We start from the raw sequence: 20,062 nt of genomic DNA, 5'->3' as shown, positions 1-20,062 counted from the left end.
GGGGCCGGAACAGCCGCCGAATGGTATCACGTGAAACTATCGGGCCACCGGCGCCGGACACGAAAACGCCCGCCGGCTCGCACCGGCGGGCGCTCGCCATGCCGTGCCGAAATTACGGGCGGGCGTTGGCGTCGAGCGTACGGTTCCAGTCGGCAACCCGATCGGCCTGCGCGGCAAGCGCGGCATCGGCGTCGCCTTCGATCTTGATCGAGCGGATCACGTCGCCCTGCTTCACCGCGTCGACCACCTCCTGGCCTTCGACGACCTTGCCGAAGACGGTGTGCTTGCCGTCGAGCCACGGGCACGGCACGTGGGTGATGAAGAACTGGCTGCCGTTGGTGTTCGGGCCGGCGTTCGCCATCGACAGCACGCCGCGCTCGTGCGACAGGCCGTTGCGGGCCTCGTCCTCGAACTTGTAGCCGGGGCCGCCGGTACCGGTGCCCTTCGGGCAGCCGCCCTGGACCATGAAGTCGTTGATCACGCGGTGGAACGTGAGGCCGTCGTAGAAGCCACGGCGGGCGAGGTTCACGAAGTTGGCGACGGTGAGCGGCGCCTTGTCGGCGGCGAGCTCGACGCGGATCAGGCCGCGGTCGGTGTCGAAATGGGCGGTCAGGGACATCGGGGAACTCCAGCAATCAGGGGGAAGGCGGTGGGCGGCGCGCATGCAGATGGCGGGCGATCGCGACGGCGCAGGCGATCAGGCCCGCCCCGCCGACAAAGATCAAGACCCACGGCAAGCCTGGGGGCACGTGCGTGGATGGCGCCGAGCGAAGGAAAAAGCCGGTGGCGAGCGCCAGCGCGCAGAACCCGTCGACGACGAAGAGCCAGAGCGGAACCGGCAGTCGGGAGACGCGTTCAGGCACGGCAGGCACCGGCGGTGGCGGCCCGCTATAATAGCCGGCTTCCCTTCCCTGCTTGCGCCTTAAGGCGTCTCTTCGCATGTCCATCGAACGCCTGCGCAACATCGCCATCGTCGCCCACGTCGACCATGGCAAGACCACCCTCGTCGATTGCCTCCTCAAACAGTCCGGCACGCTCAACGAGCGCACCGTGCTCGCCGAGCGCGTGATGGACAGCAACGACCAGGAAAAGGAACGTGGCATCACGATCCTTTCCAAGAACACCGCCATCACCTGGCAGGGCAATCGCATCAACATCGTCGACACCCCGGGCCACGCCGACTTCGGCGGCGAGGTCGAGCGCGTGCTGTCGATGGTGGACTCGGTGCTGATCCTCGTCGACGCGATGGACGGCCCGATGCCGCAGACGCGCTTCGTGACGCAGAAGGCGTTCGCGATGGGCTTCAAGCCGATCGTCGTCGTCAACAAGATCGACCGGCCCGGCGCGCGCCCGGACTGGGTGATCGACCAGGTGTTCGACCTGTTCGACAAGCTCGGCGCGACCAACGAGCAGCTCGACTTCCCGATCGTCTACGCCTCGGCGCTGCACGGCTACGCCAGCCTGGACGATTCCGCGCGCAGCGGCGACATGACTCCGCTGTACGAGGCGATCATGAAGCACGTCGAGCCGCCGAAGGTCGACCTCGACGGCCCGTTCCAGATGCGCATCAGCCAGCTGGACTACAGCAACTTCGTCGGCCTGATCGGCATCGGCCGCATCCAGCGCGGCAAGGTGCGCACGAACATGCCGGTGAGCGTGGTCGACCGCGAGGGCAAGAAGCGCCAGGGCAAGGTGCTGCAGGTGCTCGGCTTCATGGGCCTGGAGCGCATCGAGGTTCCGGAAGCCTCGGCGGGTGACATCGTCGCGATCTCCGGCGTCGCCGAACTCAGCATCTCCGACACGGTCTGCGCGCTCGATACGCCGGAAGCGCTTCCCGCGCTGACGGTCGACGAGCCGACGATCTCGATGACCTTCCAGGTGAACAACTCGCCGTTCGCGGGTAACAAGGATCTTTCCGGCGGCAAGTTCCTCACCAGCCGCCAGCTGCGCGAGCGCCTAGAGCGCGAGACGCTGCACAACGTCGCGCTGAAGGTGGAGGAAGGTTCGGACCCCGACAAGTTCCTCGTGTCGGGCCGCGGCGAGCTGCACCTGTCGGTGCTGATCGAGAACATGCGTCGCGAGGGCTACGAGCTCGCCGTGTCGCGCCCCGAGGTCATCATCAAGGAGATCGACGGCCAGCAGATGGAGCCGATCGAGCAGCTCGTCGTCGACATCGAGGAGCAGCACCAGGGCGGCGTGATGGAGAAGCTCGGCATCCGCAAGGCGCAGCTCAAGAACATGGAATCGGACGGCAAGGGCCGCGTGCGCTTGGACTACATGATTCCGGCCCGCGGCCTGATCGGCTTCCAGAACGAGTTCCGCACGCTGACCCAGGGTTCGGGCCTGCTCTTCCACGTCTTCGACCACTACGGTCCCAAGGAACAGGGCGCGATCGCCAAGCGCATCAACGGCGTGATGATCGCCAATGCCGCCGGCGCGACGCCGGCGTATTCGCTCGGCCCGCTTCAGGAACGCGGCCGCCTGTTCGCCGCGGAAGGCGACATGGTCTACGAGGGCCAGCTGATCGGCATCCACTCGAAGGACAACGACCTCACGGTCAATGCCATCAAGACCAAGCCGCTCACCAACATGCGTGCATCGGGCAAGGACGATGCGATCCAGCTGAGCCCGGCGGTGAAGTACTCGCTGGAGCAGGCCCTCGACTTCATCGAGGACGACGAGCTCGTCGAGGTCACCCCGAAGGAGATCCGACTGCGTAAGAAGCTGCTCACCGAGAGCGAGCGCAAGACCGCGTCGCGCCGCGGCTGATCGCCCGAGGTGCTCCACGAAAAAGCCCCGCATCGCGGGGCTTTTTCTTTTCGGGGTCCGGATCGGGCGCGTCGCGGGCGGTACGCGACCCCTGTCCGTTTCGCCTCACACCGGCGTGCTGAGCTGCGTCTGCTTGCGCACGATCAGCATCGCGACCTCAAGCGCCTGCTCGTAGTTCAGTCGCGGGTCGACGCAGGTGCGGTACGCACGCTCGAGATCCAGTTCGGTCAATTCGCGCGCACCGCCCAGGCATTCGGTGACGTCCTCGCCCGTGAGCTCGAGATGCACGCCGCCCAGGCGCGTGCCGGCCGAGGCATGCAGTTCGAACGCCTGCTCGACCTCGCTCGCGATGTTCGCGAAGCGCCGGGTCTTGTAGCCGTTCGCAGTCGGCTCGGTATTGCCGTGCATGGGATCGCAGACCCACAGCACGCGGCGACCGTCGCGACGCATCGCCTCGAGCAGCGGCGGCAGCTTCTGCGCGATCTGCGAGGCGCCCATGCGGTGGATGAAGGTGAGGCGGCCCGGCTCGTCCTCCGGATTCAGCACGTCGACGAGCCGCAGCAGCTGGTCCGGCGTGACCGACGGCCCGACCTTCAGCGCGATCGGATTGCGGATGCCGCGCAGGAATTCCACGTGCGCGCCGTCGACCTGCGCGGTGCGCATGCCGATCCACGGGTAGTGGGTGGAGAGGTCGAACCAGCCCCAGTTGCGCGGCACCTGCCGCGTCATCGACTCCTCGTACGGCAGCAGGAGCGCCTCGTGCGAGGTGTAGAAGTCGACGCGGTTGAGGTTGTGCACCTCGGAGCCCGACAGGGTCTCCATGAAGCGCACCGCGTCGCCGATGGCGGCGACCATGCGGTGGTATTCGTCGGCGAGTGGCGAATGCGTGACCCAGCCGAGGTCCCAGTATTCGGGATGGTGGAGGTCGGCGAAGCCGCCGTCGATCAGGGCGCGGACGAAGTTCATCGTCATCGCCGAGCGCGCATGCGCCTTGATCATGCGCCGCGGGTCGGGGCGCCGTGCCTCGGCGGTGAACCCGGGCCCGTTGACCATGTCGCCGCGATAGCTCGGTAGCGTCACGCCGTCGATCGTCTCGGTGTCCGTCGAGCGCGGCTTGGCGTATTGCCCCGCGAAGCGGCCGACGCGAACCACCGGCTTGCGCATGCCGTGCACCAGCACGAGTGACATCTGCAGCAACACCTTCAGCCGGTTGGAGATGACGTCCGACGAGCACTCGTCGAAGCTCTCGGCGCAGTCGCCGCCCTGCAGGAGGAAGCGCTTGCCTTCCTGCGCCTCGGCGAGCTGCTGCTTGAGGCTCAGGATCTCCCACGACGTCACCAGCGGCGGCAGGCGACGCAGTTCGGCGAGGGCAGACTCGAGCTCGCTGGCGTCGGGGTACTGCGGCATCTGCACCGCCGGCCGCGCGCGCCATGACTGCGCGCTCCACTCGCGCGGAAGCGTCACGGCCTGGAGGTTCGAATCGTTCATCGGCATCACACGTCTCGCCTTCGACGGAACGCAGCGAAGGCAGCCCACAGCGCCAGCACCACGAAGCAGATCAGCGTCCACACCGGCATCGACTGGCCGAGGAACGTCCACTCGATCTTGGCGCATTGTCCGTCGCCCGTCAGCACCTTTCGAACGACGTCCATGAACGGCAGCGTCTCGCGAAGGAAGGCGAGCGGCGGTCCACAGGACGGCACCTGGTGCGGCGGCAGGTGCTGGATCCAGACATGGCGCCCGGCGATGCCGATGCCGGTCATCGCCGCGGCAAGCGCGAGCAACCCGAACACCGTGTGCCCCCCGCGCCGCTTCGGTCCGACGACCGCGCCGAGCAGGAAGACCACGCCCAGCGCCATCACCGCGATGCGCTGGAAGATGCACAGCGGACAGGGCTGCAAGTGGAGCACGTGCTCCGCGTACAGCGCATAGGCCATCAGCGCGACGCAGGCGAGGAAGCCCAGCAGGAACTGGACGCGGAAGGAGGCACGGAGTGGATTCGGAGCCATGTCGACGATGTATTCCCCAGTTCGTGGATGGTCGCAGGCCGCCGGGCCCGACGCAAAGCAGCCGATCGCATGTGCATCGAACCGACCGGCGATGCGGACGCGGGTTCCGCGCGACCGACGGCCGACGCCAGGACACCGACCGGCGGCCGATCCCACCCCATCGAAACGCAGAAGCCCCGGCAGGACCGGGGCTTTGCGTCACACCGGCCGCAGGGCCGGCGCATGTGCGGTGTCGCTTACTGCGCGCCGTCCGGACGGTCGACGAGCTCGACGTAGGCCATCGGCGCATTGTCACCGGCACGGAAGCCGCACTTGAGGATGCGCAGGTAGCCGCCCGGACGGGTGGCATAACGCGGACCGAGCACGGTGAACAGCGTACCGACGGCTTCCTTGTCGCGCAGGCGCGAGAAGGCGAGGCGGCGGTTGGCGACGCCGTCGATCTTGCCGAGGGTGATGAGCGGCTCGGCAACGCGGCGCAGCTCCTTGGCCTTCGGCAGCGTGGTACGGATCAGGCCCGTCTTGATCAGCGAGGCCGCCATGTTGGTGAACATGGCATCGCGGTGGGCGCTGGTGCGGCTGAACTTGCGGCCGGCTTTCTGGTGGCGCATGGCGGTGTATCCCTGGAAGTGAATGTTGGAACTGCTGGATTTCGCTGTCGCCTTCCCGGCGTTGGAGCTGTGGACTGCGGATGGTCCGGTTCCGGCCGTCCCTGACCGGTCATGCCGCGGGCTTGCTGCCCGTCGGTGGTGGAGCCTTTCGTGCAGGATCCCGCCGGATGAGGGCGGGATCCGGTGCCGCGTCGTGGTGGATTACGACGCGGCGGGCGGTGCGGATGCGGGTCCTGAAGGACGACTGCAGCGGGATAGTCCCTGAGTCGTCGTCCCCGGCCACAGCCGCCAGCGGCTAGGGCGTGCGGCAGTGCCGCGTGACCGGCCTGCCTTATCCCATCATCCCGTGCGACGCGATGCCGGCCGGCGGCCAGTTCTCGAGGCGCATGCCGAGCGACAGGCCGCGCTGCGCCAGGACTTCCTTGATCTCGGTGAGCGACTTCTTGCCGAGGTTCGGGGTCTTGAGCAGCTCGACTTCCGTCTTCTGGATCAGGTCGCCGACGTAGTAGATGTTCTCGGCCTTGAGGCAGTTGGCCGAACGCACCGTCAGCTCGAGATCGTCGATCGGACGCAGCAGCAGCGGGTCGACGCCACCGGTCGCCGGCTTCGCCGCACCACGCTCGCGGTGGGTGAAGTCGCCGAACACCGACAGCTGGTCGGTGAGGATGTCGGCCGCGGTGCGGACGGCTTCCTCGGCATCGATCGTGCCGTTGGTCTCGATGTCGAGGACCAGCTTGTCGAGGTCGGTGCGCTGCTCGACACGCGCCGCTTCCACGGCGTAGGCGACGCGACGGACCGGCGAGAAGCTCGCGTCCAGCATGAGGCGACCGATCGCGCGGGTCTCCTCGTCCGGACGGCGACGCGCGGCGGCCGGCTGGTAGCCGTAGCCACGCTCGATCTTCAGACGCATGTTGAGCGCGGTGTCCTTGGTCAGGTGCGCGACGACATGCTCGGGATTGACGATCTCGACGTTGTGGTCGGTGCGGATGTCACCGGCGGTGACGATGCCCGGGCCCGACTTGTTCAGCGACAGCATCGCGCTGTCGCCGGTGTGCATCCGGATGGCGACGTCCTTGAGGTTGAGCAGGACTTCGAGCACGTCCTCCTCGAGGCCTTCGACCGTGGTGTACTCGTGGAGTACGCCATCGATCTCCACCTCGGTGATCGCAAACCCGGGGATCGACGAGAGCAGGACGCGGCGCAACGCATTGCCGAGGGTGTGGCCGTAGCCGCGCTCCAGCGGCTCGATCACGACCTTGGCGCGATTGCCGGTCAGGCGCTCGATCTGGGGACCACGCGGGCGCAATACCTGGTTGGCGGTAACCGTCATGTTGTGGCTTCTCCTGGGGGCCGGCGTCGTCACGCCGGCCCGGATGAAATTACTTCGAGTACAGCTCGACGATCAGCGCTTCGTTGATGTCCGCGGGCAGGTCCGAACGATCCGGAACCGCCTTGAAGACACCCGCGAACTTCTTCGCATCGACCTCGACCCACGACGGCGACAGGTCCATCTGCTGGGAGACGTTGACCGCCTCCTGCACGCGGAGCTGCTTCTGCGCCTTCTCGGAGAGCGCGATCGCGTCGCCCGCCTTGACCTGGTACGACGGCAGGTTCACCGGCTTGCCGTTGACCGTGACGCCGCGGTGCGAGACCAGCTGGCGCGCGGCGGCGCGGGTGACCGCGAAGCCCATGCGGTAGACGACGTTGTCGAGGCGGGTCTCGAGCAGCTGCAGGAGGTTCTCGCCGGTGTTGCCCTTCCGGTTCGACGCCTTCTTGTAGTAGTTGCGGAACTGACGCTCGAGAAGGCCGTAGATACGCTTGACCTTCTGCTTCTCGCGAAGCTGGGTGGCGTAGTCGGACATCTTGCCCTTGCGGGCGGTGGCGCCGTGCTGGCCGGGCTTCTGCTCGAGCTTGCACTTCGAGTCGAGGGCGCGGGCCGAGGACTTCAGGCCGAGGTCGGCGCCTTCGCGGCGCGCGAGCTTACAGGTAGGACCGATATAGCGTGCCATGTCTCAATTCCTCCTCAGACGCGGCGCTTCTTCGGCGGACGGCACCCGTTGTGCGGGATAGGCGTCACGTCGATGATGTTGAGGATCTTGTAGCCGACGTTGTTGAGCGAACGCACGGCCGACTCACGACCCGGACCCGGGCCCTTGATGCGGACTTCCAGCGCCTTGACGCCGTAGTCCATCGCAGCGCGACCGGCCTTTTCGGCGGCGACCTGCGCGGCGAACGGGGTCGACTTGCGGGAGCCACGGAAACCGGCGCCGCCCGAAGTCGCCCACGAGAGCGCGTTGCCCTGGCGGTCGGTGATCGTGATGATGGTGTTGTTGAACGAAGCGTGGACGTGCGCGATGCCGTCGGTAACGACGCGCTTGATCTTCTTCTTCGGAGCTTTCGCGGCAGGCTTGGCCATGTCGGTTCCTTACTTCTTGATGGCCTTGCGCGGACCCTTGCGGGTGCGTGCATTGGTCCGGGTGCGCTGGCCGCGCAGCGGCAGGCCGCGGCGGTGACGGAGGCCACGGTACGAACCGAGGTCCATCAGGCGCTTGATGGCCATGCCGATCTCGCGACGAAGGTCGCCCTCGACGGTGAACTTGCCGACTTCGCCGCGCAGGCGCTCGACTTCCGGCTCGGACAGGTCGCGGATCTTGGTCGACGGGTTGACCCCGGCCGACTCGCAGACCTGCTTGGAACGGGTACGGCCGATGCCGTAGATGCTCTGCAGCCCGACCCAGACGTGCTTCTGGGCAGGCAGGTTGACGCCCGCAATACGCGCCATATGGCGATCTCCAAACTGGTTTACGCCGGGCGCGGGCCCGACGGGATGAACACTCGAGAAGGTCTCGAAAACCTGTAGCCCCGTAGCTGTGCGGCACCGTGCTCGCGCGCGATGCCCGGCATGGGGAGTGTGCCCATGCTCCGGCGACGGCATCCGGCTGTACCGGACGGGGCGCTGACCTGCCCTGCCCGGCCCCGCGCACTCCTCAGGTGCGCGTATGGCCACGATGCCACCCGTGCGCGGGACTGCCGCCCGGGTCGCCCTTCTGCAGCGGCCGGACCTGCTCTCCGGCGTCGCCGCGTTGAATCTGGAACCCACCGGCCGCAGGCCTGTGGGTCGCGAGCGGCCATTGGAGCCGGTCAGCCGCCGATTATGTCACGACCGCGTGACCGATGCACGCGGCCGCCGGATCAGCGCGTCAGGCCGCGCGTGCCGCCCTTGAGGTTCGCCTTCTTCAGCAGGCTCTCGTACTGGTGCGACATCAGGTGCGCCTGGATCTGCGCGATGAAGTCCATGACGACCACCACGACGATCAGGAGCGACGTGCCGCCGAAGTAGAACGAAGTGCCCAGCTGCGTGCGCATGATCTCCGGCAGCAGGCAGACCAGCACTAGGTAGACCGCACCGGCGGCCGTCAGGCGCGTCAGCACCGCGTCGATGTAGTCGGCCGTGGCACGACCCGGACGGATACCCGGAATCAGCGCGCCCGACTTTTTCAGGTTGTCGGCCGTCTCCTGCGAATTGAAGATTAGCGCCGTGTAGAAGAACGAGAAACCGACGATCAGCGCCGCGTAGAGGATCATGTGGAGCGGCTGGCCCGGGCTGAGCATCGTGCTCAGGCGCAGCAGCCAGGACTGCGAGCCGCTCGCGCTGAGCCAGGTCGCCGCCGTCGCCGGGAACATCACGATGCTTGACGCGAAGATCGCCGGAATCACACCCGACATGTTGAGCTTGAGCGGCAGGAACGACGACTGGTTCTGGTAGGCATTGCGACCGCCCTGGCGGCGCGCGTAATTCACCGTGATGCGGCGCTGGCCGCGCTCCACGTAGACCACGAACAGCGTCGACACGAACACGAGCGCGATGACGATCAGCGCGTTCAGCGGCGGCATGTCGTTGTTGCGCACCTGCTCGAACATCGTGAGGACCGCACCGGGCAGCCCCGCGACGATGCCCGCGAAGATCAGCAGCGAGACGCCGTTGCCGATGCCGCGCTCGGTGATCTGCTCGCCGAGCCACATCAAGAACATCGTGCCCGCGGTCAGCGCGACGACCGCGGTGACGATGAAGCCGACGCCCGTCGCATAGACGACGGGCGAGCCGTCCGGCGCGAGCTGCGACTGCAGGCTGCTCGCGATGCCATAGGCCTGGAACACGGCCAGCGGGATCGCGCCGAGGCGCGACCACTGGTTGATCTTGCGACGGCCCGACTCGCCTTCCTTCTGGATGGCTTTCAACGTCGGGACGATCTGCACAAGCAACTGGACGATGATGGACGCGGAGATGTAAGGCACGACGTTCAGGGCGAGCACGCTCATGCGCTCCAGTGCGCCACCCGAGAACATGTTGAACATGTCCACGATCGTGCCCTGCTTGCTGTCCATGAACTTGGCCATCGCGACCGGATCGACGCCCGGCACCGGGATGTAGCACCCGATGCGGTAGACGATCAGCGCCCCGAGGACGAACAGCAGCCGCTGACGGAGCTCGGTGAACTTCCCGAGCCCGCCACCGAGGCCGGCCATCGAATTGCCGCTCCGCGCCATCAGGCCATTACTCCGCGATCGAGCCGCCGGCCGCCTCGATGGCGGCGCGAGCGCCGGCCGTCGCGACGACACCCTTCAGGGTGAAGGCCTTGGAGACTTCGCCCTTCTTCACGATCTTCACCTTCTTCACGTTCGGCGCCACGAGACCGGCTTCCTTGAGCGAAGTGATGGTGATCTCGCCGGCTTCAAGAGCGTCGAGGGCGTACAGCAGCACCTCGGCGGACTCCTTGGCCGTCGTCGAGCGGAAGCCGATCTTCGGCAGGCGGCGCTGCAGCGGCATCTGGCCGCCTTCGAACCCGGCCTTGATCTTGCCCTTGCCGGCGCGTGCGAACGAACCCTTGTGACCGCGGCCGCAGGTCTTGCCCAGGCCGGAACCGATACCGCGACCGACGCGCTTGCGCTCGGTACGGGCGCCCTCACCGGGCTGCAGAGTGTTGAGACGCATGGCGATTACTCCTCGACGCGGACGAGGTAGTGAACCTTGTTGATCAGACCGCGCACCTGCGGGCTGTCCTTCAGTTCACGCACATCGTTGAGCTTGTTGAGACCCAGCGCGCGCACCGACAGACGATGGATCGACTGCGTGCCGCGGAGGCCCTTGACCAGACGGACCTTGACGGTGCCGCCCTCGACTGCCTGGTTCTTAGCCATTGACCAGATCCTCCACCTTCTTGCCGCGCTTGGCCGCGATCTGCGCCGGCGACCGGATCTCGGTCAGGCCGCGCATCGTGGCACGCACGAGGTTGATCGGATTACGCGAACCGACCGCCTTGGCGAGGACGTTCTTGACGCCCGCCGCCTCGAGCACGGCGCGCATCGCGCCGCCAGCGATCACGCCGGTACCTTCCGATGCCGGCTGCATGAATACGCGCGCCGCGCCGTGGCCGGCCTTGACCGTGTGCCACAGGGTGCCATTGTTCAGGTCGACGTTCGCCATCGACTTGCGGGCGTGCTCCATCGACTTCTGGATCGCGACCGGCACTTCGCGCGCCTTGCCGTAGCCGAAGCCGACCTTGCCGTTGCCGTCGCCCACCACGGTGAGCGCGGTGAAGGTGAACTGGCGGCCGCCCTTGACGGTCTTGCTGACGCGGTTGACCGCGATCAGCTTCTCGATCATGCCGTCGTCGATCTCTTCACGGTTGCGATCACGATCGCGACCGCGCTGCTGACGCTCTTCTGCCATTTCAGTATCTCGGTAGTTGAAAGGATTTGCGGCGTGGCCGCTTATCGTTGTGGGTTACCGCGGGTGCACCGACGGCGCGGGAACCCGCGCCGTCGCCCGATGCGCGACTGCATCGGCAGGCCGAACGGACGAGCCGTTCTTAGAACTGCAGGCCACCCTCACGGGCGGCATCGGCGAGCGCCTTGATGCGGCCGTGGTAGCGATAGCCCGAGCGGTCGAAGGCGACCTTCTCGATGCCCGCGGCCTTGGCCTTCTCGGCGATGGTCTGGCCGACCTTCGTCGCCGCATCGGCGTTCTTGCCGTTCTTCAGGCCGTCGCGCACGTCCGACTGGACGGTCGAGGCCGATGCCAGGACCTTCGAGCCGTCGGCCGTGAAGATCTGGGCGTAGAGGTGCTGGCCGGTGCGGAGCACCGAGAGGCGCGGAACGCCGAGCTCGCGGATGTGGCAGCGGGTCGACTTGGCGCGGCGCAGGCGGGCGATTTTCTTGTGCATGGTCTTGTCCTCGAAAGCTGAAGGCGGAAGGTCCGGCGCCGCGTTCGGCGGCGCCCGGCCCGGTTAGGCCTTCTTGGCTTCCTTACGAATGATCACTTCGCCGGCGTACTTCACGCCCTTGCCCTTGTAGGGCTCCGGCGGACGGAAACCGCGAATCTTGGCGGCCACTTCACCGACGCGCTGCTTGTCGGCACCCGCGACCAGGATCTCGGTCTGGGTCGGCGTCGTGATGGTGATGCCTTCCGGCGCCGGGAACACCACCGGGTGCGAGAACCCCAGCGAGAGGTTCAGGTCCTGGCCGGACATCGAGGCGCGGTAGCCGACGCCGACGAGCTCGAGCTTCTTCTCGAAGCCATCGGAGACGCCCTTCACCATGTTGGCGAGGATCGCGCGCAGCGTACCGGTCAGCGGGATCAGCGCGGCGTCCTCGGTGACGAACACGGCCGTGCCGTCTTCCACCTTGACGTCGATCGCGGCCGGCTTCGGCACGCTCAGCGTGCCCTTCGGGCCCTTGGCGCTGATGGAGTCGGACTGGACGTTGAGCTCGACGCCCTTCGGGAGGGCGACCGGCTTCTTGGCAACTCGGGACATGTCTGTTCCTCCCTTAGGCCACGAAGCACAGGACTTCGCCGCCGACGCCCTGCTGGCGCGCCTGCGAGTCGGTCATGATGCCCTTCGAGGTGGAGATGATGGCGACGCCGAGGCCGTTGAGGACCTTCGGAAGATCGCTCTTGCCACGGTACTGGCGACGACCCGAACGCGAGAAGCGCTCGAGACGCTCGATGACCGGACGGCCTTCGTAGTACTTCAGGACGACTTCGAGCTCGGTCTTGCCCGGGCCCGCTTCGCTGGTGCGGAAGTCGAGGATGTAGCCCTCCGCCTTCAGCACGCCGGCGATGGCGACCTTGATCTTGGACGACGGCATGGTCACCGTCTGCTTCCGAACAGCGGCCGCATTCTTGATGCGGACCAGCATGTCGGCGATGGGATCAGTCATGCTCATGAGAGTTTCCTTATGAGAAGCACCGATATCCGCGCGAATGCGAATTTCAGTTGTGAGCCGCCGCGGGGGACCCCGCGGCGGTAGAGCCGGCTAGTTTACCAGCTCGCCTTGCGCAGGCCAGGAACGTCGCCGTTCATGGTCGCCTTGCGGAGCATGTTGCGGCCGAGGCCGAACTTGCGGTAGACGCCACGCGGGCGGCCCGACAGCTCGCAGCGGTTGCGCTGGCGGCTCGGGGAGGAATCGCGCGGCAGCTTCTGCAGCTTGACGACCGCGTCCATCTTCTCCTCGTACGAGGCGGTGGTGCTGGCGATGATCTTCTTGAGGGCGTCGCGCTTCGCGCCGTGGCGCTTGGCGAGCTTCTCCCGCTTGATCTCGCGGTTGATCATGGAGGTCTTGGCCATGTCTGTGTCCTGGGATCAGTTGCGGAACGGGAAGCGGAACGCTTCGAGCAGCGCGCGGGCCTCGGCGTCGGTCTTCGCGGTCGTGGTGATCGCGATGTCCATGCCGCGCAGCGCATCGACCTGGTCGAAATCGATTTCCGGGAAGATGATCTGTTCCTTGACGCCCATGTTGTAGTTGCCACGGCCGTCGAACGCCTTGCCCGACACGCCGCGGAAGTCGCGGACGCGCGGAAGCGAGATGTTGATCAGGCGGTCGAGGAACTCGTACATCTTGGCGCGGCGAAGCGTGGTCTTGGCGCCGATCGGCCAGCCGTCGCGGATCTTGAACGAAGCGACCGACACGCGGCTCTTCGTCACGATCGGCTTCTGGCCCGCGATCTTGGTCATGTCCGCGACCGCGTTTTCCAGGATCTTCTTGTTCGTGGCGGCCTCGCCCACGCCCATGTTGAGCGTGATCTTGACCAGGCGCGGCACTTCCATGACGTTCTTGTAGCCGAACTTCTGGATGAGCTGCGGGACGACTTCGTCCTTGTAGAACTTCTCGAGACGGGTGGTCATTTCAGCATTCCTCAGGCGTCAACCGCCTCACCGCTGGAGCGGAACACACGCAGTTTGCGTCCATCCTCCAGCACCTTGAAAGCAATGCGCTCGCCCTTGCCGGTGGCCGGGTTGAAGAGCATCACGTTGGACGCGTGGATCGGCGCTTCGCGCTCGATCACGCCACCGGGCTGACCCGCCTGCGGGTTCGGCTTGGTGTGGCGCTTCACGACGTTGATATTGGACACGACGACCTTGTCGCCGAGCACGCGGACGACTTCGCCCTGCTTGCCCTTGTCCTTGCCCGCGGTCACGACGACGCGGTCACCCTTGCGGATACGGTTCATTCTGATTCCTCCGCTCAGAGCACTTCAGGGGCGAGCGACACGATCTTCATGAACTTCTCGGTACGCAGCTCGCGCGTGACCGGTCCGAAGATGCGGGTGCCGATCGGCTCCTGCTTGTTGTTGAGCAGCACGGCGGCGTTGCCGTCGAAGCGGATCAGCGACCCGTCCGGACGACGCACGCCCTTGCGGGTGCGGACCACGACGGCGTCATAGACGTCGCCCTTCTTGACCTTGCCGCGCGGAATGGCGTCCTTGACGGACACCTTGATGATGTCACCGATGCCGGCGTAGCGACGCTTCGAGCCGCCGAGCACCTTGATGCACATCACTTCCTTCGCGCCGGAGTTGTCGGCCACGTCGAGGTAGCTCTGCATCTGGATCATGGTCTGAGCCTCCTCTTACACGGCCGCGCGGCTGACGATCTCAACCACGCTCCAGTTCTTGGTCTTGGACATCGGCGCGATCTCGCGCAGACGGACGATGTCGCCCTCGTTGCACGAATTCTCGGCGTCGTGGGCGTGCAGCTTGGTCGAGCGGCGGATGTACTTGCCGTACAGCGCGTGCTTGACCTGGCGCTCGATGAGCACGGTGACGGTCTTGTCCATCTTGTTGCTGACGACTCGACCTTCGACCGTGCGAATAGCCTTCTCTGTATTGTTGTCGGTCATGGCGGGTCCTTAGTTCTTCTGGTCCAGCAGCATCTTCGTGCGAGCGATCTCGCGACGGACGCGGCGGACTTCGTGGCTCTTGGCGAGCTGGCCGGTGGCCTGCTGCATGCGGAGCGCGAAACGCTCCTTGTGCAGGTCGGTCAGGTGGCTGTTCAGCTCGTCGGCCGACTTCGTGCGGAGGTCTTTCAGGTCCATTAGCGCACCGTGCGGGTAACGAAGGTGGTGGTCACGGAGAGCTTCGCGGAGGCCAGACGGAACGCTTCGCGCGCCACGTCCTCGGAGACGCCCTCGATCTCGTAGATCATGCGGCCGGGCTGGATCTGGGCGACCCAGTACTCGACGTTGCCCTTGCCGGAGCCCATTCGGACTTCGATCGGCTTCTGAGTGATCGGCTTGTCGGGGAAGACGCGGATCCACATCTTGCCGCCGCGCTTCACGTAGCGGCTGATCGCGCGGCGGGCCGCCTCGATCTGACGCGCCGTGAGCTGGCCGTGGCTGGTCGCCTTCAGGCCGAACTCGCCGAAGCTGACGGCGTTGCCGCTCCAGCTCAGGCCTTCGTTACGACCCTTGTGCATCTTGCGGAATTTGGTTCGCTTGGGCTGCAACATGGCGGATTACCTCTGCTCGCGGCTGCGACGATCGCCACGATCGCCACGGTCACCGCGGTCCGAGCGCTCGCCGCGCGGCGACGAGTTCTCTTCGGGCTTTTCCTGGCCGACCTGGGCGAAGTCGAAGATCTCGCCCTTGTAGATCCAGGTCTTGATTCCGATGATCCCGTACGTGGTCTTCGCCTCGGCGAAGCCGTAGTCGATATCGGCGCGGAGGGTGTGCAGCGGCACGCGGCCTTCGCGGTACCACTCCGAACGGGCGATTTCCGCACCGTTGAGGCGGCCGGCGACGTTGACCTTGATGCCGAGCGCACCGAGGCGCATCGCGTTGCCGACGGCGCGCTTCATCGCGCGGCGGAACATGATGCGGCGCTCGAGCTGCTGCGCGATCGACTCGGCGACCAGCTGCGCGTCGAGCTCCGGCTTGCGGACCTCGGAGACGTTGATGTGCGCCGGAACGCCCATCACGCCCGAGATCTCGCGACGCAGCTTCTCGATGTCCTCGCCGCGCTTGCCGATCACCACGCCCGGACGGGCGGTGTGGATCGTGACGCGCGCATTGTTGGCGGGACGCTCGATGAAGATCTTCGAGATGCCCGCGGCGGCGAGCTTCTTGCGAAGCAGCTCACGGACCTTGAGGTCGGCCGTCAGGAACCCGGCGTACTGCTTCTTGCTCGCGAACCACTTCGAGTTCCAGTCCTTGGCGATGCCCAGGCGGATACCGGTGGGATGAACTTTATGACCCATTAGTCTGCTCCGCCTTACTTGCCCGCGCCCACGACCACAGTGATGTGGCTGGTGCGCTTGAGGATGCGGGTGCCGCGGCCTTTCGCTCGCGCCATGAAGCGCTTCAGCGTGGGGCCCTCGTCGACCATGATGGTCTTCACCCGGAGTTCGTCGACGTCTGCGCCCTGGTTGTTCTCGGCGTTGGCGATGGCGGACTCGACGACCTTGCGGATCATCGAGGCGGCCTTCTTGTCCGAGAACTTCAGGAGGTTGACGGCGCGTTCGGCGGAAAGACCGCGCACCTGATCGGCGACCAGGCGGGCCTTCTGCGGGGAGATGCGCGCGGTGCGCAGGATGGCTTTCGCTTCCATGGTCATCTCCTTACTTCGACTTCTTGTCGGCCACGTGACCCTTGAACGTCCGGGTCATGGCGAACTCGCCGAGCTTGTGACCGACCATGTTCTCGTTGATGAGAACGGGGATGTGGTTCTTCCCGTTATGGACGGCGATCGTGAAGCCGATCATTTCCGGCAGCACGGTCGAACGGCGCGACCAGGTCTTGATCGGCTTCTTGTTGTTGCCCGCGGTCTCCACCTTCTTGATGAGGTGGTGATCGGTGAACGGGCCCTTCTTGAGTGAACGTGGCATGGCCGATTAGCTCCTGCGGTCGCGGACGATGAACTGCGCGGTCCGCTTGTTCTTGCGGGTCTTGTAACCCTTGGTCGGCACGCCCCACGGCGTGACCGGGTGCGGATTACCCTGGCCGGCCTTGGCCTCACCACCACCGTGCGGGTGGTCGACCGGGTTCATGGCGGCGCCACGGACGGTCGGGCGGACACCGCGCCAGCGCTTCGCACCGGCCTTGCCCAGCTTCTCGAGGTTGTGCTCGTCGTTGCCGACTTCGCCGATCGTCGCGCAGCACTCAGCCGGAACCTTGCGCATTTCGCCCGAACGCAGGCGGAGCGTTGCGTAGCCCTGCTCGCGTGCGACCAGCTGCACGCCGGCACCCGCGGCGCGGGCCAGCTGCGCACCCTTGCCCGGCTTCATCTCGATGCAATGCACCGTGGAGCCGACGGGGATGTTGGTGAGCGGCAGCGTGTTGCCGACGCGGATCGGGGCATCGCGGCCCGCGATGACCTGGTCGCCCTGCGACAGGCCCTTCGGGGCGATGATGTAGCGACGCTCGCCGTCGACGTAGCACAGCAGCGCGATGTGCGCGGTGCGGTTCGGGTCGTACTCGATCCGCTCGACGCGGGCCGGGATGCCGACCTTGTCGCGCTTGAAGTCGATGATGCGGTAGTGCTGCTTGTGGCCACCGCCGACGTGACGCGTCGTGATGCGGCCATGGTGGTTGCGGCCACCGCTCTTGCCCTGCTTCTCCACGAGGCCCTGGTAGGGGTCGCCCTTGTGGAGGCCGGGGGTCACCACGCGGACCGCACTGCGGCGACCGGGCGAGGTGGGCTTGAAGGTCATCAATGCCATCTGTCTATCCTCAGGCCGTGGCCATCACGTCGATCGACTGGCCTTCGGCCAGAGTGACGTACGCCTTGCGCCAGTCGCTGCGGCGGCCCGTGCGGAACTTGAAGGCCTTGCTCTTGCCCTTCACGTTGACGACGTTCACCGCGCGCACGTTCACGCCGAAGATCTTCTCGACGGCCGCCTTGATCTCGAGCTTGTTGGCGTCGGTGGAGACTTCAAACACGTACTGGTTCGAGACTTCCTGCAGGCGCGCCGTCTTCTCGGAGATGCGCGGTGCACGGATGATGCTGTAGAGCTTGGCGTCGTTCATGCCAGCCACTCCTCGATCTTCTTGACCGCGTCGGCCGTGAACACCACCGAGTCGGCGCCGACGAGCGTCACCGGGTCGAGACCCTGGACATCGCGGACTTCGACGTACGGCAGGTTGCGCGCCGACAGGTACAGGTTCTCCGTCGCGTCCTCGGTGACGAGGAGCGGACGGCGGCCGGTGCCGAGATCCTTGAGCTTCGCGATCAGGTCCTTGGTCTTCGGCGCCTCGATTTCGAAGGCGTCGACGACCGAGATGCGGCCCTGACGGTTGAGCTCGGAGAGGATCGACGCCATCGCGGCGCGATACATCTTGCGGTTGACCTTCTGCGCGAAGCTGCGCGGCTTGGCCGCGAACGTCACGCCGCCGCCGACGAAGATCGGAGCGGTCAGGGCGCCATGACGTGCACCGCCACCCTTCTGCTTCTTCGACTTCTTCGTGGTGCCGTTCACTTCCGAGCGCGTCTTCTGCGCCTTGGTGCCCGAGCGGCCCGCGTTGCGGTAGGCCACGACGACCTGGTGGACCAGGTCTTCGCTGAAATCACGACCGAAGATCGCGTCGGAGACCGAGAGCGTCTTGTCGCTGTTGTTGATGGCGAGTTCCATCGTGGTTCTCCTTAGCCCTTGCTCGTCGGGCGGACGATGACGTCGCCACCCGGAGCACCGGGGATCGCACCCTTGACGGCGATCAGGCCGCGCTCGGCGTCCACGCGGACGACCTCGAGGCCCTGGATCGTCTTCGTCTCGTCGCCCATGTGGCCGGACATCTTCTTGCCCGGGAACACGCGGCCCGGCGTCTGGCGCTGGCCGATCGAGCCCGGCGAGCGGTGCGAGAGCGAGTTACCGTGGGTGGCGTCACCCATGGTGAAGTTCCAGCGCTTGATCGTGCCCTGGAAGCCCTTGCCCTTGCTGACGCCCTGAACGTCGACGATCTGGCCCGGCTGGAAGATGTCGGCCTTGATCTCGCCGCCGACTTCGAAGCCGTCGATCTGGTCGTTCTCGACGCGCAGCTCCCACAGGCCACGGCCGCCTTCGACCTTCGCCTTCGCGAGGTGGCCGGCTTCCGGCTTGGTGTGCAGCGACGCGCGGCGCACGCCCGCGGTGACCTGCACGGCGGTGTAACCGTCGGTGTCGAGGGTCTTGATCTGGGTGATGCGGTTCGGCGTCGCCTCGATGAGGGTGACGGGAACCGACTTGCCGTCTTCGAGGAAGACGCGGCTCATGCCGGCCTTGCGACCGACAATGCCCAACGAATACTTCTTCGCGGTCATGGTGGGTGGCCTCAGGTCAGCTTGATCTGGACGTCGACGCCGGCCGCGAGCTCGAGCTTCATGAGCGCGTCGACGGTCTTGTCGTTGGGGTCGACGATGTCCAGCACGCGCTTGTGCGTGCGGGTCTCGTACTGGTCGCGGGCATCCTTGTCGGCATGCGGCGAGGTGAGGATGGTGTAGCGCTCGAGCTTGGTCGGCAGCGGGATCGGGCCGCGCACCTGCGCGCCGGTCCGCTTGGCCGTCTCGACGATCTCGCTGGCCGAGCGATCGATCAGACGATGATCGTACGCCTTGAGCCGAATTCGGATCTTCTGGTCCGCCATGACGGTATTCCTTGATGAAAGAGCGACGGACACGGCGGCTTCATGCGCCGGGCCCCACGATGGCCACGTGACCCCGGCCTGGCGGCCGTTGAAACGCGTAAAACAAAGCGAGCCGGTTTCCCGGCCCGCCAGACAGAAAAGTATAGGGCGCGTGAAGCATCTCGGCAAGCAGCTTTCGGCTGCGGCCGGTGCGACACACGACGCTTCCCTGTCGGGCGAATACGAGGAGCGTCCTGCCCCACATTTCGCTGTCGGTCCCCCTGACGGATCAGAGGGACCGCGATTCTAGCCTGCATGCGAAGGCTGCGTAAAGACCCCGGCGGAAGAAAATGCTTCGGAAGCAGTGGCTTGCCTGATCGGACCGGCCGTTAATGGTCCCTGCGGGCTTCGGCCGGTACGGTACGGCAGGCGGTCAGCCCAAGTAGCCGTTGGCCCGGCCCCTGATCGCCGACCTTGCCGCCCAGCCGCCATGACCTCACGAGCCTTGGCCTCCGGTCGCGTCCACACGCGAGCAAGTTTCAAGACCAGGAGCGCAGCGCAGTCGGTCCAACGGCCATGAAAAAGGGACGTCAAGGCGTCCCTTTTTCTTACCCGGCGTTTTCGGGCCGCGAGGCCGGATGAACGGCGGGATTTACCCGCACCGAACGGTGCGGGTAACAGTCACTTGATGATCTTCGCCACGACGCCGGCGCCGACGGTGCGGCCGCCTTCGCGGATCGCGAAGCGCAGGCCCTCGTCCATCGCCACCGGGTTGATCAGCTGCACGACCATCTTCACGTTGTC

Annotated in this window: 33 protein-coding genes; 1 reads left to right on the top strand and 32 read right to left on the bottom strand. The window is 66.1% G+C overall.

Going from position 1 to position 20,062, the window contains the following annotated elements; translation table 11 throughout:
* Positions 1 to 112 precede the first annotated feature (112 nt).
* Positions 113 to 619 (bottom strand): peptidylprolyl isomerase, encoded by a 507-nt coding sequence (locus ACYVJJ_RS02845; protein ID WP_460830944.1) that lies wholly within the window; start codon positions 617 to 619, stop codon positions 113 to 115.
* Positions 620 to 635: 16 nt separating this feature from the next.
* Positions 636 to 863, bottom strand: a complete 228-nt coding sequence (locus tag ACYVJJ_RS02840; RefSeq protein WP_460830943.1) for a hypothetical protein — start codon at positions 861 to 863, stop codon at positions 636 to 638.
* Positions 864 to 939: 76 nt separating this feature from the next.
* Here ACYVJJ_RS02840 and typA point away from each other — a divergent pair, with 76 nt between their 5' ends.
* The gene (typA, locus tag ACYVJJ_RS02835; protein ID WP_460830941.1) at positions 940 to 2,769 is read left to right on the top strand and encodes a translational GTPase TypA; all 1,830 of its coding nucleotides are present in this window, start codon (positions 940 to 942) and stop codon (positions 2,767 to 2,769) included.
* A gap of 105 nt (positions 2,770 to 2,874) precedes the next feature.
* Here the strand turns inward: typA and ACYVJJ_RS02830 are convergent, their stop codons facing one another.
* The 30 genes from ACYVJJ_RS02830 to ACYVJJ_RS02685 all read right to left on the bottom strand — a co-directional run.
* Positions 2,875 to 4,257 (bottom strand): class II 3-deoxy-7-phosphoheptulonate synthase, encoded by a 1,383-nt coding sequence (locus ACYVJJ_RS02830; protein WP_460830939.1) that lies wholly within the window; start codon positions 4,255 to 4,257, stop codon positions 2,875 to 2,877.
* Between the two features lie 5 nt (positions 4,258 to 4,262).
* The gene (locus tag ACYVJJ_RS02825; RefSeq protein WP_460830938.1) at positions 4,263 to 4,778 is read right to left on the bottom strand and encodes a disulfide bond formation protein B; all 516 of its coding nucleotides are present in this window, start codon (positions 4,776 to 4,778) and stop codon (positions 4,263 to 4,265) included.
* A 236-nt stretch (positions 4,779 to 5,014) separates the two neighbouring features.
* On the bottom strand, positions 5,015 to 5,386 hold the full coding sequence (gene rplQ / locus ACYVJJ_RS02820; protein WP_460830936.1) for a 50S ribosomal protein L17: 372 nt from the start codon (positions 5,384 to 5,386) through the stop codon (positions 5,015 to 5,017).
* Positions 5,387 to 5,717: 331 nt separating this feature from the next.
* Positions 5,718 to 6,716, bottom strand: coding sequence for a DNA-directed RNA polymerase subunit alpha (locus ACYVJJ_RS02815; protein ID WP_460830935.1), 999 nt, complete (start codon positions 6,714 to 6,716; stop codon positions 5,718 to 5,720).
* Between the two features lie 49 nt (positions 6,717 to 6,765).
* Positions 6,766 to 7,395 carry a 30S ribosomal protein S4 gene (gene rpsD, locus ACYVJJ_RS02810; RefSeq protein ID WP_460830933.1) on the bottom strand — a complete coding sequence of 210 codons (630 nt, stop codon included), beginning with the start codon at positions 7,393 to 7,395 and terminating at the stop codon, positions 6,766 to 6,768.
* A 14-nt stretch (positions 7,396 to 7,409) separates the two neighbouring features.
* Positions 7,410 to 7,802 (bottom strand): 30S ribosomal protein S11, encoded by a 393-nt coding sequence (gene rpsK, locus ACYVJJ_RS02805; protein WP_027082429.1) that lies wholly within the window; start codon positions 7,800 to 7,802, stop codon positions 7,410 to 7,412.
* 9 nt (positions 7,803 to 7,811) lie between these two features.
* On the bottom strand, positions 7,812 to 8,168 hold the full coding sequence (gene rpsM / locus ACYVJJ_RS02800) for a 30S ribosomal protein S13 (protein ID WP_460830932.1): 357 nt from the start codon (positions 8,166 to 8,168) through the stop codon (positions 7,812 to 7,814).
* A gap of 410 nt (positions 8,169 to 8,578) precedes the next feature.
* On the bottom strand, positions 8,579 to 9,913 hold the full coding sequence (secY, locus tag ACYVJJ_RS02795; RefSeq protein ID WP_460830930.1) for a preprotein translocase subunit SecY: 1,335 nt from the start codon (positions 9,911 to 9,913) through the stop codon (positions 8,579 to 8,581).
* 28 nt (positions 9,914 to 9,941) lie between these two features.
* Positions 9,942 to 10,385, bottom strand: coding sequence for a 50S ribosomal protein L15 (gene rplO / locus ACYVJJ_RS02790; RefSeq protein WP_460830956.1), 444 nt, complete (start codon positions 10,383 to 10,385; stop codon positions 9,942 to 9,944).
* Positions 10,385 to 10,585: a 50S ribosomal protein L30 gene (rpmD, locus tag ACYVJJ_RS02785; protein WP_132328234.1), complete on the bottom strand. Its 201-nt coding sequence runs from the start codon at positions 10,583 to 10,585 to the stop codon at positions 10,385 to 10,387. Before rpmD ends, rplO begins: the two co-directional genes overlap by 1 nt.
* Complete coding sequence (rpsE, locus tag ACYVJJ_RS02780; protein WP_460830929.1) at positions 10,578 to 11,117, bottom strand: 30S ribosomal protein S5; 540 nt, start codon at positions 11,115 to 11,117, stop codon at positions 10,578 to 10,580. The genes rpmD and rpsE overlap by 8 nt, the downstream gene beginning before the upstream one ends.
* Positions 11,118 to 11,256: 139 nt before the next feature.
* A complete protein-coding gene (gene rplR, locus ACYVJJ_RS02775; RefSeq protein ID WP_460830927.1) occupies positions 11,257 to 11,610 on the bottom strand; it encodes a 50S ribosomal protein L18 in 354 nt (117 codons plus the stop codon).
* 63 nt (positions 11,611 to 11,673) lie between these two features.
* Complete coding sequence (gene rplF, locus ACYVJJ_RS02770; protein ID WP_460830925.1) at positions 11,674 to 12,201, bottom strand: 50S ribosomal protein L6; 528 nt, start codon at positions 12,199 to 12,201, stop codon at positions 11,674 to 11,676.
* Between the two features lie 13 nt (positions 12,202 to 12,214).
* The gene (rpsH, locus tag ACYVJJ_RS02765) at positions 12,215 to 12,613 is read right to left on the bottom strand and encodes a 30S ribosomal protein S8 (protein WP_460830924.1); all 399 of its coding nucleotides are present in this window, start codon (positions 12,611 to 12,613) and stop codon (positions 12,215 to 12,217) included.
* Between the two features lie 95 nt (positions 12,614 to 12,708).
* Entirely contained in the window at positions 12,709 to 13,014 is a 306-nt protein-coding gene (gene rpsN, locus ACYVJJ_RS02760; protein ID WP_460830922.1) for a 30S ribosomal protein S14, read from the bottom strand.
* A gap of 15 nt (positions 13,015 to 13,029) precedes the next feature.
* On the bottom strand, positions 13,030 to 13,572 hold the full coding sequence (rplE, locus tag ACYVJJ_RS02755) for a 50S ribosomal protein L5 (RefSeq protein ID WP_460830921.1): 543 nt from the start codon (positions 13,570 to 13,572) through the stop codon (positions 13,030 to 13,032).
* A gap of 11 nt (positions 13,573 to 13,583) precedes the next feature.
* The gene (rplX, locus tag ACYVJJ_RS02750; RefSeq protein ID WP_460830919.1) at positions 13,584 to 13,898 is read right to left on the bottom strand and encodes a 50S ribosomal protein L24; all 315 of its coding nucleotides are present in this window, start codon (positions 13,896 to 13,898) and stop codon (positions 13,584 to 13,586) included.
* Between the two features lie 14 nt (positions 13,899 to 13,912).
* Positions 13,913 to 14,281 carry a 50S ribosomal protein L14 gene (rplN, locus tag ACYVJJ_RS02745; protein WP_027082417.1) on the bottom strand — a complete coding sequence of 123 codons (369 nt, stop codon included), beginning with the start codon at positions 14,279 to 14,281 and terminating at the stop codon, positions 13,913 to 13,915.
* 15 nt (positions 14,282 to 14,296) lie between these two features.
* On the bottom strand, positions 14,297 to 14,566 hold the full coding sequence (gene rpsQ / locus ACYVJJ_RS02740) for a 30S ribosomal protein S17 (protein ID WP_460830917.1): 270 nt from the start codon (positions 14,564 to 14,566) through the stop codon (positions 14,297 to 14,299).
* Positions 14,567 to 14,575: 9 nt separating this feature from the next.
* A complete protein-coding gene (rpmC, locus tag ACYVJJ_RS02735; protein ID WP_460830916.1) occupies positions 14,576 to 14,761 on the bottom strand; it encodes a 50S ribosomal protein L29 in 186 nt (61 codons plus the stop codon).
* Complete coding sequence (rplP, locus tag ACYVJJ_RS02730; RefSeq protein ID WP_460830914.1) at positions 14,761 to 15,174, bottom strand: 50S ribosomal protein L16; 414 nt, start codon at positions 15,172 to 15,174, stop codon at positions 14,761 to 14,763. Before rplP ends, rpmC begins: the two co-directional genes overlap by 1 nt.
* Before the next feature lie 6 nt (positions 15,175 to 15,180).
* Entirely contained in the window at positions 15,181 to 15,921 is a 741-nt protein-coding gene (gene rpsC / locus ACYVJJ_RS02725; RefSeq protein WP_460830913.1) for a 30S ribosomal protein S3, read from the bottom strand.
* Positions 15,922 to 15,935: 14 nt separating this feature from the next.
* On the bottom strand, positions 15,936 to 16,271 hold the full coding sequence (rplV, locus tag ACYVJJ_RS02720; RefSeq protein ID WP_460830955.1) for a 50S ribosomal protein L22: 336 nt from the start codon (positions 16,269 to 16,271) through the stop codon (positions 15,936 to 15,938).
* 10 nt (positions 16,272 to 16,281) lie between these two features.
* Positions 16,282 to 16,548 (bottom strand): 30S ribosomal protein S19, encoded by a 267-nt coding sequence (gene rpsS, locus ACYVJJ_RS02715; RefSeq protein WP_133479366.1) that lies wholly within the window; start codon positions 16,546 to 16,548, stop codon positions 16,282 to 16,284.
* 6 nt (positions 16,549 to 16,554) lie between these two features.
* Positions 16,555 to 17,382, bottom strand: a complete 828-nt coding sequence (gene rplB / locus ACYVJJ_RS02710; RefSeq protein WP_460830912.1) for a 50S ribosomal protein L2 — start codon at positions 17,380 to 17,382, stop codon at positions 16,555 to 16,557.
* Between the two features lie 10 nt (positions 17,383 to 17,392).
* Positions 17,393 to 17,689: a 50S ribosomal protein L23 gene (gene rplW / locus ACYVJJ_RS02705; RefSeq protein WP_460830910.1), complete on the bottom strand. Its 297-nt coding sequence runs from the start codon at positions 17,687 to 17,689 to the stop codon at positions 17,393 to 17,395.
* Entirely contained in the window at positions 17,686 to 18,291 is a 606-nt protein-coding gene (gene rplD / locus ACYVJJ_RS02700) for a 50S ribosomal protein L4 (RefSeq protein ID WP_460830909.1), read from the bottom strand. Before rplD ends, rplW begins: the two co-directional genes overlap by 4 nt.
* A gap of 11 nt (positions 18,292 to 18,302) precedes the next feature.
* Positions 18,303 to 18,956, bottom strand: a complete 654-nt coding sequence (rplC, locus tag ACYVJJ_RS02695; protein WP_460830908.1) for a 50S ribosomal protein L3 — start codon at positions 18,954 to 18,956, stop codon at positions 18,303 to 18,305.
* 11 nt (positions 18,957 to 18,967) lie between these two features.
* Positions 18,968 to 19,279 carry a 30S ribosomal protein S10 gene (gene rpsJ / locus ACYVJJ_RS02690; protein WP_027082406.1) on the bottom strand — a complete coding sequence of 104 codons (312 nt, stop codon included), beginning with the start codon at positions 19,277 to 19,279 and terminating at the stop codon, positions 18,968 to 18,970.
* Positions 19,280 to 19,939: 660 nt separating this feature from the next.
* Positions 19,940 to 20,062, bottom strand: a 123-nt coding sequence (locus tag ACYVJJ_RS02685; protein ID WP_460830906.1) for an EF-Tu C-terminal domain-related protein, incomplete at its 5' end; no start/stop codon positions are given.

This window comes from Lysobacter humi (ex Lee et al. 2017) (assembly GCF_054781815.1).
Note: the sequence above shows the minus strand (reverse complement) of the source record. Positions and strands in the feature narration are given on the sequence as shown.

What these genes read in the sequence shown, in the direction of transcription:
- rpsS (WP_133479366.1), bottom strand. Translation starts at nt 16,548, where the DNA reads ATGCCACGTTCACTCAAGAAGGGCCCGTTCACCGATCACCACCTCATC.
- rplN (WP_027082417.1), bottom strand. Translation starts at nt 14,281, where the DNA reads ATGATCCAGATGCAGAGCTACCTCGACGTGGCCGACAACTCCGGCGCG.
- rplE (WP_460830921.1), bottom strand. Translation starts at nt 13,572, where the DNA reads ATGACCACCCGTCTCGAGAAGTTCTACAAGGACGAAGTCGTCCCGCAG.
- rplD (WP_460830909.1), bottom strand. Translation starts at nt 18,291, where the DNA reads ATGGAACTCGCCATCAACAACAGCGACAAGACGCTCTCGGTCTCCGAC.
- rpsQ (WP_460830917.1), bottom strand. Translation starts at nt 14,566, where the DNA reads ATGACCGACAACAATACAGAGAAGGCTATTCGCACGGTCGAAGGTCGA.
- typA (WP_460830941.1), top strand. Translation starts at nt 940, where the DNA reads ATGTCCATCGAACGCCTGCGCAACATCGCCATCGTCGCCCACGTCGAC.
- rpmC (WP_460830916.1), bottom strand. Translation starts at nt 14,761, where the DNA reads ATGGACCTGAAAGACCTCCGCACGAAGTCGGCCGACGAGCTGAACAGC.
- rpsK (WP_027082429.1), bottom strand. Translation starts at nt 7,802, where the DNA reads ATGGCCAAGCCTGCCGCGAAAGCTCCGAAGAAGAAGATCAAGCGCGTC.
- secY (WP_460830930.1), bottom strand. Translation starts at nt 9,913, where the DNA reads ATGGCCGGCCTCGGTGGCGGGCTCGGGAAGTTCACCGAGCTCCGTCAG.
- rpmD (WP_132328234.1), bottom strand. Translation starts at nt 10,585, where the DNA reads ATGGCTAAGAACCAGGCAGTCGAGGGCGGCACCGTCAAGGTCCGTCTG.
- rpsH (WP_460830924.1), bottom strand. Translation starts at nt 12,613, where the DNA reads ATGAGCATGACTGATCCCATCGCCGACATGCTGGTCCGCATCAAGAAT.
- rplW (WP_460830910.1), bottom strand. Translation starts at nt 17,689, where the DNA reads ATGAACGACGCCAAGCTCTACAGCATCATCCGTGCACCGCGCATCTCC.
- rpsE (WP_460830929.1), bottom strand. Translation starts at nt 11,117, where the DNA reads ATGGCAGAAGAGCGTCAGCAGCGCGGTCGCGATCGTGATCGCAACCGT.
- rpsC (WP_460830913.1), bottom strand. Translation starts at nt 15,921, where the DNA reads ATGGGTCATAAAGTTCATCCCACCGGTATCCGCCTGGGCATCGCCAAG.
- rplV (WP_460830955.1), bottom strand. Translation starts at nt 16,271, where the DNA reads ATGGAAGCGAAAGCCATCCTGCGCACCGCGCGCATCTCCCCGCAGAAG.
- rplR (WP_460830927.1), bottom strand. Translation starts at nt 11,610, where the DNA reads ATGCACAAGAAAATCGCCCGCCTGCGCCGCGCCAAGTCGACCCGCTGC.
- ACYVJJ_RS02815 (WP_460830935.1), bottom strand. Translation starts at nt 6,716, where the DNA reads ATGACGGTTACCGCCAACCAGGTATTGCGCCCGCGTGGTCCCCAGATC.
- rplC (WP_460830908.1), bottom strand. Translation starts at nt 18,956, where the DNA reads ATGACCGCGAAGAAGTATTCGTTGGGCATTGTCGGTCGCAAGGCCGGC.
- rpsD (WP_460830933.1), bottom strand. Translation starts at nt 7,395, where the DNA reads ATGGCACGCTATATCGGTCCTACCTGTAAGCTCGCGCGCCGCGAAGGC.
- rplB (WP_460830912.1), bottom strand. Translation starts at nt 17,382, where the DNA reads ATGGCATTGATGACCTTCAAGCCCACCTCGCCCGGTCGCCGCAGTGCG.
- ACYVJJ_RS02845 (WP_460830944.1), bottom strand. Translation starts at nt 619, where the DNA reads ATGTCCCTGACCGCCCATTTCGACACCGACCGCGGCCTGATCCGCGTC.
- ACYVJJ_RS02825 (WP_460830938.1), bottom strand. Translation starts at nt 4,778, where the DNA reads ATGGCTCCGAATCCACTCCGTGCCTCCTTCCGCGTCCAGTTCCTGCTG.
- ACYVJJ_RS02830 (WP_460830939.1), bottom strand. Translation starts at nt 4,257, where the DNA reads ATGAACGATTCGAACCTCCAGGCCGTGACGCTTCCGCGCGAGTGGAGC.
- rplQ (WP_460830936.1), bottom strand. Translation starts at nt 5,386, where the DNA reads ATGCGCCACCAGAAAGCCGGCCGCAAGTTCAGCCGCACCAGCGCCCAC.
- rplX (WP_460830919.1), bottom strand. Translation starts at nt 13,898, where the DNA reads ATGAACCGTATCCGCAAGGGTGACCGCGTCGTCGTGACCGCGGGCAAG.
- rplF (WP_460830925.1), bottom strand. Translation starts at nt 12,201, where the DNA reads ATGTCCCGAGTTGCCAAGAAGCCGGTCGCCCTCCCGAAGGGCGTCGAG.
- rpsM (WP_460830932.1), bottom strand. Translation starts at nt 8,168, where the DNA reads ATGGCGCGTATTGCGGGCGTCAACCTGCCTGCCCAGAAGCACGTCTGG.
- rplP (WP_460830914.1), bottom strand. Translation starts at nt 15,174, where the DNA reads ATGTTGCAGCCCAAGCGAACCAAATTCCGCAAGATGCACAAGGGTCGT.
- rpsJ (WP_027082406.1), bottom strand. Translation starts at nt 19,279, where the DNA reads ATGGCGGACCAGAAGATCCGAATTCGGCTCAAGGCGTACGATCATCGT.
- rpsN (WP_460830922.1), bottom strand. Translation starts at nt 13,014, where the DNA reads ATGGCCAAGACCTCCATGATCAACCGCGAGATCAAGCGGGAGAAGCTC.